The sequence below is a fragment of the Streptomyces mesophilus genome, from assembly GCF_040300965.1.
GTDB classification, from domain to species: Bacteria; Actinomycetota; Actinomycetes; order Streptomycetales; family Streptomycetaceae; genus Streptomyces; species Streptomyces mesophilus_A.
Genome location: NZ_JBEPEW010000211.1, coordinates 1 through 10,628, shown reverse-complemented (window position 1 = coordinate 10,628; position 10,628 = coordinate 1). Strand labels below are relative to the sequence as shown.

Here is a 10,628-nt window from a genome sequence, read left to right as displayed (position 1 = left end):
CCCGGCGGCGCACGAGGCGATGCGCTGCGCCCTGGGCGAGGCGGCGCCGGGCGGGCTCACCGCCTGCGCTCTGTCGGCCCTCGACATCGCCCTGTGGGACCTGAAGGCCCGCCTCCTGGAGCTTCCGCTGCCGCGGCTGCTGGGCGCCGCACACGACGCGGTGCCGGTGTACGGCAGCGGCGGCTTCACCACGTACCACGACACGCATCTGGCCGCCCAGCTCGGCGGCTGGGTGCACGGGCAGCGCATCCCCCGGGTGAAGATCCGCATCGGCGAGTGCGGCGGCCGCGCCGTGCTCCGGGATCTCGCCCGGGTGCGCGCGGCCCGCCAGGTCATCGGCCCGCGCACCGAGTTGTACGTGTCCGCGGGCGGCGCGTACACGCGCAAGCAGGCCGTGCGCGTCGGGCACGCGCTCGCCGAGCTCGAGGTCGGCTGGTTCGAGGCGCCCGTGCCGCGCGAAGACCCTACAGGGCTCGGTCTCGTACGCGACCGCGCGGTCTGCGATGTCACCGCGGGCGGACACGCGGACGACCTGGCCGAACTCGCCCGTACGGCAGGGCTCGTGGACTGTCTGCAGGCGGACGCCACCCGGGTCGGCGGCCTCACGGCCTGGCTGCGCGCGGCCGCCCTCGCCCAGGCGCACGGCCTGGAGATCTCCGCGTACGGTGCGCCGCACGCCCATGCGGCGGCCGCCGCGAGCGTGCCGAACCTGCGGCACATCGAGTGGTTCCACGACCACGTACGGGTGGAGTCGATGTTCTTCGACGGAGTCCTCGATCCGACCGGCGGCGTGGTGCGCCCGGACGGCGGCATCGGGCACGGGCTGCATCTGCGGGCGGAGGAGATCGAGGAGTACCGGGTGGCGTAGGACGCGTATCGCGGGGCGGGGGGGCGCCTGGCGCACGGGGCATATCGCGTGGCGTGGATGGTGGCCGGCGTGCGAGCCTCTGCCGCATGGAGAGCGCAGAGGTGCTGCTGATCGGCGGCCGTTCCGGGGTCGGCAAGTCATCCGTCGGATACGAGGTGTCCGCGCTGCTGCGGGCGGCGTCGGTGGCGCACGCCCTGATCGAGGGCGATCTCCTCGACCACATCCATCCGGCGCCGCCGGGTGACCCGGACCGCTCCGGGATCACCGGGCGCAATCTGGCCGCGCTGTGGGCGAACTACGCGGAACTCGGCTGCCGACGGCTGATCTACACCAACACCGCGGCCGTCCTCGACGGTGAACAGTGGCTGTTCGAGGGGGCGTTGGGCCAAGACGTCCGCATGCACCACGTGCTGCTCACCGCCTCCGACGAGACGGCGGCGGCCCGCCTCCGTGAGCGCGAACGCGGCTCCGAGCTGGAGCAACAGCTCAGGCGCAGCGCCCAGATGGCGCGGCGGCTCGATGAGCACGCCGCGCCGGGGACGGTGCGGGTCGCCACCGACGGCAGGTCGGTGACTCAGGTGGCCCGGGAGGTCATCGCCGCGACCGGCTGGTGACCCCCTGCCGCCACGTGGTGATCAGCGCTGCTGACCGGGCGGCGGGCCGGGGTTGGGAGTCCGCGGTTCGAGCGGGGGCTCGGTGGGCGGGGGCCCGACCGGCGGTACGGGGGCGCCGGCGGCGCCGCCGGGCGGGGCGACGGGCGGGACACCGGGGGCCGGGGTGGGTTCGGGCGCCCTCGGCTCACGGCCTTCGGACGATTCGGGGGCCATCCCCTGGTACGCCCGGCTCCGTTCGGGCATGGCCGCCTCCTGCGCACGGGCCTCGTGCTCGCCCTCGTGCGGCTTGGGGGCCGGGTGCGGCCGGGCCGCGTTGCGCAGCGCGTAGGCCGCGCCGGCCAGCAGCACACCCATGATCAGGGCGGCGGCCCAGTCCGGCAGACCGATCGCGAACACCAGGCCGAGCGCGAGCGCACAGGCGGCGCCCGCGTACAGCGCGACGGCGCCCGATGCCGCGTACAGCGAGGCCGTGCGCCGCTGCTTGAGCGTCTGCTTGCGCAGTTCCTCACGGAGCTCGGCATGCAGTTCCTCACGCACCGTGTCGCGGACGACCTGGGCGAGGGTGTCGCTGATGGCCTTCTCCGTCGGGTCCGTAATTGTGCGTCCAGTGCGTTCCATGGCGGCCGGGTACCCCTGTGCCCGTGCGCCTAACTCCGGTGCGTTCCCCGGAAACGATCTCCCGGCCGCCCGACCCCAACTACCCTCGGTGCCATGGAGATTCTGGGGACCACGCTGCGGATCTGCGTCGAGGATCTGGACACCTCGGTGGCCTTCTACGAGCGGCTCGCGGGCACCAGGGCGCTGCGTTTCGAACGGGGCGGGGTACAGGTCGCCGCGGTCGGCTGCTTTCTGCTGATGAGCGGCCCCGAGGCCGAGCTCGAAGTGCTGCGCAAGGTCACCGCGACCATCGCGGTCCCCGACGTGGACGAGGCACAGCAGGTGCTCGCCGCCTCGGGCGCCCATATCGTGGCGGGCCCGGTGCCGACCCCTGCGGGCCGCAATCTGATCGCGGTCCATCCGGACGGCACCGTCTTCGAGTACGCGGATCAGCGTTCCGTACGGGGATAGCGGGCCGTTCCGCAGGCCGGCCGGGCCGTTCCGCAGGTGGGCCGGTACATGGGCCGGCCGCCACACCGGTCAGCCGTCCTCCCGTACGGGCCGCATCCGGAAGTCGTAGCGCTCGGGGAGCGGGTCGTCGCTGACGGCCGCCCAGAGCTCGGCGAGCAGCTCGGAGCCCTCGCGCAGATCGGCGACCTCGAACCCCTCGTCGAAGATGCGCCGGGCGCCCTCCTTGTCCCCTTCGGCCAGCAGCAGTCGGGCTTCAAGGAGACGGAACCGCCCCTGTGCGCGGGTGGCCGGACGCAGCCCCTCCCACACGCCACGCGCTTCGGCCGGGCGCCCCGCGGCGATCAGGGTCTCGATGACCTCCCGGCCGAGCGCCGCGCAGGCGGCCGTCCACACCTCGGCCTCACGGCGTTCGGCGCACAGGTCGGCGAAGGCCTCGGCATAGCGGTCGGCGGCGCGCTGCACCTGCCCCGCCTCGCGGTCGGCCACGGCGAGGCAGCGCAGCAACGGCCAGACGGACGGGGCGAGTTCGAGCCCGCGCTCCCAGCTGCGCACAGCCTGGGCGAAGTCCCCGGCGTGCCACTGCGCGACGCCGAGGTGGTACTCGGTGAGCGGTGCGGCGGGCGCGGTCTCCAGCATGTCCCGCCAGTGCGGGGCGACCAGGGTGGGTCCTGGCGGGGTCACCCGGCGCGGTTCGGGATACGAGCCGGCGTGGGCCAGCTCGATCCAGGGCGCCTGTTCGGCGTCGAGGGTGGATTCGTCGAACGGGGTGCCGGGCAACTTGAGCCCGGCGCGCAGGACTTCGAGCGCTCCCCAGCCCGAGCCCGTGGCGAGCCGCTCGCCCGGTTCGGTGTCGGCGCACTGCCGCCACTGTTCGTACGCCTTCTGCACCTCGGCCCGCGGCAGCGCTTCTTCGAGGCGCGCGGACACCTCCTCGCGCGCCGCGGCCCAGTCCGCGCCGTGCACCCGGGCGGGGTCGGCGCTCAGCGGACCGTACGCCTCGCACCAGCTGAACTCGCCCTCCGCCTCGAGACGCAGATGTTCCAGCTGGGTGCGGGCGAGTCCGGCCTGGATCTCGGCATAGCCGCCGGTGCCCGGCTCGGTGAGCCACTCCTGCCAGCGCCGGCCGCCCGCGGAGCCGCCCCAGGTGAAGAGCTTGCGGCCGCGCAGCCGGTCGGTGGAGGTCTGCACGAGTCCGTGGCCGTGCTCGTCGAGTGCGGTGATCCAGCGGCGCGCGTCCTCGGGCAGGTCGTAGAAGTAGTCCGCGGGATGGGGGCTGTTCAGGGGGTACGTGCGGTCGGAGCCCTCGAAGTACGGGACCGGCACGCGGTGCAGGGCGCGCTCGTAGCCGTAGTGCCAGGTTTCTTCGGCGGGGGTGAGGACCCGGCGTTCCTCGGGGACCGCGGTGTTCGACCACCAGTAGACGGGCACGGCCTTCTCGTGCGGATTGCGGATCCGGACGCCCACGTACAGGAAATCCGAGTCCTCGGGCAGCCAGAGGTCCACCTGGAACGGGGTGTCGCGCAGCCGCTCCCACTCCCACAGGCGCAGCATCGCGGTGCCGTCCGGGGCCTCGACGCGGGCGGCGTGCACCGGGGCGCAGGACAGGGTGGTGTGGCCGGTGGCGCCGATGTTCCATTCGATGCCGCCGGAGAACCACGCTCCGTTGAGCGCGAAGGCGGCCGGCTGGAACACCGGGTTGGTGTAGAGGAGTTCACGGCCGGTGGGCTTGTGGCGCAGGGAGTGGATCCGGCCGCCGAGCCCCGGCAGCACGGTGACCTCGAGCCGGGAGTTCTCCAGGATCAGGGTGTCGAGGGTGAGGTCGGTGCGGGTGCGGTCGTAGCCGTCGGCCATCGCTGTGGGCAGGATGCTGCGCAGGGGCCGGTAGCCGAGCTGGCGCCGCATGTCGAGCGGCAGCGACTCCCGCAGCCGCTCGTCGACGCGGACGGAGTGGACTTCGGCCGGCGGGCAGAGGGCGGGCAGCGGATTCGACAGGCCCAAGGGGGCGCCGGGCAGAGTCAGTTCGGCACGTCGGATCGTCGTCACCTGACCATGGAACCCGCTGACCGCATCGGTGACCAGGGGACCTTCGGGTCAGGATTGCGCAAAGCCGAAGCCGACCGGGGCGTCATGGCGTCGAGCCGATCGGCGCCTCAGGGCGCGGAACCCATCAGAGCCTCGACCACCACGTCGGTCAGGAGTGCGCCGGCGGAGCCGTCGGGGTCGAGGTCCGGATCGTAGATCGTGATGTTGAGGCCGACGCAGTGGTCGGAGGACGCCAAGGTGCCGAGCAGGGTGCGCAGTTCGTCCGCCTGGAGGCCGTCGGGGTCGGGTGCGTCGACGGCCGGCATGACCTCCGGGTCGAGACTGTCGGCGTCCAAGTGCACCCAGAAGCCCTCGAGTTCGGTGATCTCCAGGGACTGCCGCACGGCGCCCGCGATGTCGGCCGGTCCCCACTCACGGATTTCGCCGACGCTCGCGTGGGGAATCCTGAGCGTCCGCAGTTCGTCGCGCTGCGGATCGTTGTCCCGGATACCGAGGAGCCGTACGTCCTCGTCCTTGAGATACGGCCGCAGTCCCTCCAGATCGGTCAGGTCGTCCTGGCCGCGTCCGGTGGCGAGCGCGAGTTCCTCGCCGCCGGCCGCGCCGATCCGCTGCGAGTTGCCGGGGTGCCGGAAGTCGGTCGAGCCGTCGATCGCCGCGAGCGCGTAGCGGCCGATACGGCGCATGGCGAGTGAGGCGCCCAGCTGGATCGAGCAGTCACCGCCGAGCACGACAGGGAAGTCCCCGGCCCGCAGATGATGCTCGATCCGGTCGGCGAGCTTGACGGTGTACGACGCGATGGCCGCGGCGTTGAAGACCCCGTCGCCCTCCTTCCAGTCGCCGCGGTCGTAGCGGGGCGGGACCACGACACCGCCCTCGAACGCGCCGAGCCGTTGCACGATCCGCTGCTCCCTGAGCGCGCCGGCCAGCTTGTAGACGCCGGGTACGGTGCCGGGGGCCGGCGGGCGGAGTCCCAGGTTGGAGGGGGCGTCGAGGACCACGATGCGTCGCATGGGTTCATCCTCGGGCAGCGGGGTGGCCCCCTCAAGGGGGCGCCCACGCGCTTGTGGGATCAGGTGGATCCGGTCACCCGGCGGCGAACTCCACCACCGCGAGCGCCCCCGCCGGGTGCACGGCGACCAGCTTGAGGCCCGACTCCCCTGCCAGTTCGGCGAGTTGGGGCGCCGTGCGTTCCCTGCCCGCGAAGAACACCAGCATCCGCAGGTCCATTTCGGTACGCACCTGCTCCCCGTCGCCGCCGATCTTCTCGATCACGAACACCCGACCCGTACTGCCCGCCGCCTCCGCGCACCGGCGCAGGATCGCGAGGGCGGAGCTGTCGTCCCAGTCGTGGAGGATCGAGGAGAGCAGATAACCCCCGTATCCCGCGGGGAGTTCGTCGAAGAAGCTGCCCTCGATCGCATCGGCCCGCCCCTTGAGCCGCTCGGCGGTGAACCGTATCCGCGCCGACTCGGCGGTGCGGTCCCGGTCGAGCACGCTGCCGCGCAGATCGGGATGCGCCTTGAGGAGCGCGGTGAGCAACGCGCCGTTGCCGCCGCCGACATCGAGCACGCGCCCCAGCGCGGCCCAGTCGTAGGCGGCGGCGAGCGCCGGTCCTTCGGTGCCGATGTCCCGGCTCATATGGGCGTCGAAACGTTCCTGTCGGTCCGGCGTGGTGGCGAGGTCGTCCCAGAACGACGCCCCGTACCTGAGCGGAAACCCCGGCAGCCCGGTCCGTACGGAATGCAGCAGTTCCACCAGGGACAGATCCGCGCGGCCCACCGGGGAGGCCATGTCGAGCCAGGGGTGCAGGTCGGAGGTGTCGGCGGAGTGCAGGGGCGCGCCGAGCGCGGTCAGCGTGTAGCGGCCTTCGCCGTCGCGGTCGAGGACGCCCTTGGCGGCGAGGTGGGCGAGCATCCGCTCCAGGGCGCCGGCGTCGGCGCCCACGACGGCGGCCAGTTCACGTGCGGTACGCGGCCCGTCGTCGAGGGACTCCCCGATCCGCAGGGTCGCGGCCGCACGGATGGCCATGGGGGTGGCCAGATCGGCGAGGTCGGCGAGGTCGGCCGGCTGGAGCGGGGCTGGGCGGCCGGCTGCTCGTACCGGGGTCGCGGGCGGTTGCTCGGTGGTGTCCGGCAGGCTGGTTTCGTCGGAGGGACCCTTGGTCCCGCTGCCCGGAATGTCCGCAGTCATGGCGCGTCCTCTCCCCAGCTCCCCCTGGCCCTCTCTCCGGCGACGCGTGCGGTGGCGTGCGCTACCGGACCATGTCCCGCGTGAGGGCCCACCGCTCATGGTCGCGCCACGCCCCGTCGATGTACAAGAAGTCCGGCGAGAACCCCTCCAGGCGGAATCCGCAACGGCGCGCGAGCGCGATCGAAGCGGCGTTGCGCGGCTGGACGTTGATCTCGAGGCGGTGCAGGGCGAGCGCGGGTCCGAAGGCATACGCGATGACGAGCCGCAGGCCCTCGGTCATCAGCCCCTTGCCCGCGGCGTGGGCGAAGGCTCCATAGCCGAGCGCACCGCTGAGGAACGCGCCCTTGACGATGTTGTTGATGTTGACGTAGCCGGCGATCCGACCGCTGTCGCGCTCGCAGACGAGGAACCCGGCACGCGAGGAGTCCTCGATCAGCCGCTCCGCGTAGACCGCGTACTGCTCGGCCGTGACCGGTGGCGCGAGCCAGGGGTGGTGCAGTTCGCGGCTGGCGCGGGCGAGCGTGGTGAAGGCCTCGCCATCGGCGTACGTGAGATGACGTATGCCGACGCGAGGCCCTGTGGCGAGAAAGGTGGTGCTGTGGGACATGCCCGAACCCTAGAACCCCGCGGACGGGGCCACTTCTCGGGCCTGGGCTACTTCTTCGCGGCGGCCTTGGGGCAGGTCTCCGTCTTCTTGACGACACCGATGTTGAGGGCCTGGCCCTCGAGTTCGACGCCGGGCGCCGGTGTCTGGGAGCAGACCTTCCAGTTGAGCGGCCAGAGGATGTTGCGGTTGAAGCCGCTGACGTCGCGGATGTCGACACGGGTGCGGTAGTCGACCGTCTGGAAGACGTCCATCAGGGCCTTGCCCCGGAAGTCCGGCATCGGCGGACCGGCCGCCGCGGCTGTCGTCACGGTGAGGGCCGTCGCGGCGAGCACCGTGCCGGTGAGCACGGCCGCGCGCTGGATGAGTGTGGTCACTTCCGTCTCCTGATGAGGTAGGCCCCGCACAGGGCACCGATCACGCCGGTGAGCAGCAGCGCCATCCACAGGGGCATGGTCACTTCGGGGATCAGCAGGCGGATCTTGGTGCTGCGGGTGTTCTCGAAAATGAAGATCAGGCCGAGGATGCCGATCGCGGCGACGGTCAGACGTCCGGGTGTCATCAGCCCCTTGGCCTTGCCGCCACTGCCGCTCTTGGAGTTGTTGGAGCTCATGCGGGACCTTCCGTCCGGGGTAACGCCGTCGCCCCCTGAGGTCAGCATGAGCAGGTGGGCGCCGGGGGCGCACGCGGCCGGTGCCCCTGCGGGTGGCGCAGTGGGCCTAACGGGTGAGGGCCGGTGGCCGCCGGCGCGAGGTTCCGGCTCACTGGGGGTACGGCGCCACCTCGGGAACGGAGACGGTCCATGACGCAGCAGGTCCACCTCGGCCGGGAGAAGGAAACCCTGCTGATGACGCTGTACCTGCGCGCCGTCGACAGCCGGCGTGCGCGGCCCGTCCTCGGTGACCCGCACGCGCAGCGGATCATGGAACAGATCGACTACGACTTCGGGCGGCTGCGGAGCCTTCGGGGTGCCGCGTCCTTGGTCGCCGCCCGTGCCCGTCGCTTCGACGCCTGGACCGCCGAGTTTCTGCACGAGTATCCGGACGCTCTGGTGCTGCATCTGGCCTGCGGTCTGGACAGCCGGCCGCTGCGGGTGGCCCGGCCGGCCTCGGCCGTGTGGATCGACGTGGACTATCCGGAGGTGATCGAGCTGCGCGAGCGTCTGTACGGGCCCGTCGATGGGGTACGGAGCGTGGGCGCGTCGGTCACGGAGCCCGGGTGGTGGTCCGAGCTGCCGAGGGACAGGCCGACGATGGTGGTGGCCGAGGGGTTGCTGATGTATCTGCCGCCGGATGACGTCAGCCGCCTCGTCAACCGGGTCGTGGGCACCTTCCCGACGGGCCGGCTGGTCTTCGACGCGGTGGCCCCCTGGGTACGGTCCGTCTCGGGACTCCACCCGACGCTGCGCCGCGCGGACACCCGCTTCCGCTGGGCGCTGCACTCCCCGGCGGCGTTCGCCCGCGCGCACCCGCCGCTACGGCTCCTCGCCGACCTGCCGGCCCTGGACGAGATCGGCCGTACCCGGCCCGGCCCGGCCTCCCGCACCGTGCTGCGGAACCTGGCCCGGGTACCGGGGCTGGGCGACGCGGTGCGCTTCGTACGCTACGGGTTCGCCATCACGTCGTAAGGTCCCAGCTCCCCACCCCGCTCCGCCCGCTCCCCCGCCCCGGACCCGCCGGCCCAGCTCACCCGGCCTGAGCCCACGACCCCACCTCACCGCAACGCCGGTACCTCCAGCCGGAGTTCCACCATCCCCGCACCCGCACCCGCACCCGCGTCCGCGCCCGCACCCCCCCCCACACCCGCGTCCAACACAGCCGGCACCCCGAACGGCACCGTCAGGGCGCCGTCGCAGTGGCCGAAGCCGAACTCCTCGGCCACCGGTACGCCAAGGTCTCCGAGCCGGTCGGCGAACACGGCGCGCACCTCGTCGTACGGTCCGCACTCCTCCCAGGAGCCGAGCAGCACCCCGGCCACCCCGTCCAGCCAGCCGCTGCGCAGGAGCTGGGTGAGGAGACGGTCGATGCGGTAGTCCTCCTCGTCGATGTCCTCGATGCACAGCAGTCCGCCACGCGCGGACGGCCGGGCGTACGGAGTGCCGAGATCGGCGGCGAGCAGCGCCAGACAGCCCCCGAGGGTGACTCCTCGGGCGCGCCCCGGCACCAGAGCACGGCCGCCCGCGATCGTCTGCACCGTCTCCGGTGCGAACAGCGTGGCCTTCAAGTGCTCCTGCGCACGGGCGTTCTTGAGGAAGTCGGCGGCTGCCGTCATCGGCCCGTGCAGCGTGACAAGACCGAGCCGCGCCGCGAACGCCTCGTGCAGCGCCGTGATGTCGCTGTACCCCACGAACACCTTCGGCCCGGCCGCCCGCATCGCGTCCCAGTCGAGCAGATCGACCATGCGCTGCACCCCGTAGCCGCCCCGCGCGCAGAACACCGCGGAGACGGAAGGGTCGCACCAGGCCGCCTGGAGATCCGCGGCCCGGTCGCGGTCGTCCCCGGCCAGATAGCGCAACTTCGGGTGCACGGCCAGGACATGGGGCGCCACCACCGGGTCGAGGTCCCAGCCGCGCAGGATGTCCAGGCCCGCCTCGAGCCGCTCCTCGGGCACGGGCCCGCTGGGCGCGACGACGGCGACGCGCGCGCCGGGCGCGAGCCTACGCGGCCGGGTGAGGGGCGCGACGCCCCGGGTCGGTCCCGGATCGTCCCAGCCGCTCACCATGGTCTCCCCGTCCCGCCTCATTTGCTCAGCTCCAACGTCGCGATGCCGGGCGGATTGAGTCCGAACACCTGGGCGTACAAGGACAGTTCCGCCTCGAGCGCCCTGATCATGGTGTCGGCGCGACGGAAGCCGTGCCCCTCCCCTTCGAAGGCGATGTAGGCGTGCGGGACCCTCCGGCCGGCCATCCGCGTCAGGAAACGCTCGGCCTGGCTCGGCGGGCAGATCACGTCGTCGAGTCCCTGCAACAGCAGGAAGGGAGCGGTGATGTGCTCGGCCTGTGCCGCGGGTGAACGCTCCACGTAACGGCTGCGGACCTCGGCGATCGGCCCGACGAGCGATTCGAGATAGTGCGACTCGAAGTCATGGGTCTCCCCGGTCGCCCAGCCCTCCAGGTCGAGCACCGGATAGATGATCGTGCCGCACGCGTACACATCGGTGCCGGCGAGCGACGCGGCCGTGGTCCAGCCGCCCGCGCTGCCGCCGCGGATGGCGAGCCGGTCAGGGTCGGCGGTGCCCTCCG

Annotated in this window: 13 protein-coding genes; 4 read left to right on the top strand and 9 right to left on the bottom strand. The window is 72.5% G+C overall.

Annotated elements, in window-relative coordinates; all coding sequences use genetic code 11:
* Together ABT367_RS38510 and ABT367_RS38505 are read left to right on the top strand one after the other, a co-directional pair.
* Positions 1-868: enolase C-terminal domain-like protein (locus tag ABT367_RS38510; RefSeq protein ID WP_352258265.1), on the top strand; the 868-nt coding region annotated here is incomplete at its 5' end.
* Positions 869-954: 86 nt separating this feature from the next.
* Entirely contained in the window at positions 955-1,482 is a 528-nt protein-coding gene (locus ABT367_RS38505) for a hypothetical protein (protein WP_352258263.1), read from the top strand.
* Between the two features lie 21 nt (positions 1,483-1,503).
* Here the strand turns inward: ABT367_RS38505 and ABT367_RS38500 are convergent, their stop codons facing one another.
* Positions 1,504-2,100 (bottom strand): phage holin family protein, encoded by a 597-nt coding sequence (locus tag ABT367_RS38500; RefSeq protein WP_352258261.1) that lies wholly within the window; start codon positions 2,098-2,100, stop codon positions 1,504-1,506.
* 93 nt (positions 2,101-2,193) lie between these two features.
* On the opposite strand from ABT367_RS38500, the gene ABT367_RS38495 reads away from it, so the two are divergent.
* Positions 2,194-2,550, top strand: a complete 357-nt coding sequence (locus tag ABT367_RS38495; protein ID WP_352258259.1) for a VOC family protein — start codon at positions 2,194-2,196, stop codon at positions 2,548-2,550.
* Positions 2,551-2,619: 69 nt separating this feature from the next.
* On the opposite strand, the gene ABT367_RS38490 is transcribed toward ABT367_RS38495, so the two are convergent.
* The 6 genes from ABT367_RS38490 to ABT367_RS38465 form a co-directional block, all read right to left on the bottom strand.
* Positions 2,620-4,593: a DUF5107 domain-containing protein gene (locus tag ABT367_RS38490; RefSeq protein WP_352258257.1), complete on the bottom strand. Its 1,974-nt coding sequence runs from the start codon at positions 4,591-4,593 to the stop codon at positions 2,620-2,622.
* A gap of 107 nt (positions 4,594-4,700) precedes the next feature.
* Positions 4,701-5,603 (bottom strand): arginase family protein, encoded by a 903-nt coding sequence (locus ABT367_RS38485; protein WP_352258256.1) that lies wholly within the window; start codon positions 5,601-5,603, stop codon positions 4,701-4,703.
* A 73-nt stretch (positions 5,604-5,676) separates the two neighbouring features.
* The gene (locus tag ABT367_RS38480) at positions 5,677-6,783 is read right to left on the bottom strand and encodes a methyltransferase (RefSeq protein ID WP_352258255.1); all 1,107 of its coding nucleotides are present in this window, start codon (positions 6,781-6,783) and stop codon (positions 5,677-5,679) included.
* Positions 6,784-6,844: 61 nt separating this feature from the next.
* Positions 6,845-7,390 carry a GNAT family N-acetyltransferase gene (locus ABT367_RS38475; protein ID WP_352258254.1) on the bottom strand — a complete coding sequence of 182 codons (546 nt, stop codon included), beginning with the start codon at positions 7,388-7,390 and terminating at the stop codon, positions 6,845-6,847.
* Positions 7,391-7,437: 47 nt separating this feature from the next.
* Positions 7,438-7,764 carry a hypothetical protein gene (locus ABT367_RS38470; protein ID WP_352258253.1) on the bottom strand — a complete coding sequence of 109 codons (327 nt, stop codon included), beginning with the start codon at positions 7,762-7,764 and terminating at the stop codon, positions 7,438-7,440.
* Positions 7,761-8,000, bottom strand: coding sequence for a DUF1049 domain-containing protein (locus ABT367_RS38465; RefSeq protein WP_199546181.1), 240 nt, complete (start codon positions 7,998-8,000; stop codon positions 7,761-7,763). Before ABT367_RS38465 ends, ABT367_RS38470 begins: the two co-directional genes overlap by 4 nt.
* 189 nt (positions 8,001-8,189) lie before the next feature.
* Between ABT367_RS38465 and ABT367_RS38460 the strand changes: the two genes are divergently transcribed.
* Complete coding sequence (locus ABT367_RS38460) at positions 8,190-9,014, top strand: class I SAM-dependent methyltransferase (RefSeq protein WP_352258251.1); 825 nt, start codon at positions 8,190-8,192, stop codon at positions 9,012-9,014.
* An 86-nt stretch (positions 9,015-9,100) separates the two neighbouring features.
* Here ABT367_RS38460 and ABT367_RS38455 read toward each other — a convergent pair whose 3' ends face one another.
* On the bottom strand, positions 9,101-10,108 hold the full coding sequence (locus ABT367_RS38455; RefSeq protein ID WP_352258267.1) for a S66 peptidase family protein: 1,008 nt from the start codon (positions 10,106-10,108) through the stop codon (positions 9,101-9,103).
* 17 nt (positions 10,109-10,125) lie between these two features.
* The coding region (locus ABT367_RS38450; RefSeq protein WP_352258249.1) for a prolyl oligopeptidase family serine peptidase at positions 10,126-10,628 on the bottom strand (503 nt) is incomplete at its 5' end.

Bases quoted from the DNA above. Each gene is read 5' to 3' on its own strand.
- ABT367_RS38495 (WP_352258259.1), top strand. From the start codon at position 2,194: ATGGAGATTCTGGGGACCACGCTGCGGATCTGCGTCGAGGATCTGGAC.
- ABT367_RS38460 (WP_352258251.1), top strand. From the start codon at position 8,190: ATGACGCAGCAGGTCCACCTCGGCCGGGAGAAGGAAACCCTGCTGATG.
- ABT367_RS38455 (WP_352258267.1), bottom strand. From the start codon at position 10,108: ATGGTGAGCGGCTGGGACGATCCGGGACCGACCCGGGGCGTCGCGCCC.
- ABT367_RS38475 (WP_352258254.1), bottom strand. From the start codon at position 7,390: ATGTCCCACAGCACCACCTTTCTCGCCACAGGGCCTCGCGTCGGCATA.
- ABT367_RS38485 (WP_352258256.1), bottom strand. From the start codon at position 5,603: ATGCGACGCATCGTGGTCCTCGACGCCCCCTCCAACCTGGGACTCCGC.
- ABT367_RS38480 (WP_352258255.1), bottom strand. From the start codon at position 6,783: ATGACTGCGGACATTCCGGGCAGCGGGACCAAGGGTCCCTCCGACGAA.
- ABT367_RS38505 (WP_352258263.1), top strand. From the start codon at position 955: ATGGAGAGCGCAGAGGTGCTGCTGATCGGCGGCCGTTCCGGGGTCGGC.
- ABT367_RS38465 (WP_199546181.1), bottom strand. From the start codon at position 8,000: ATGAGCTCCAACAACTCCAAGAGCGGCAGTGGCGGCAAGGCCAAGGGG.
- ABT367_RS38500 (WP_352258261.1), bottom strand. From the start codon at position 2,100: ATGGAACGCACTGGACGCACAATTACGGACCCGACGGAGAAGGCCATC.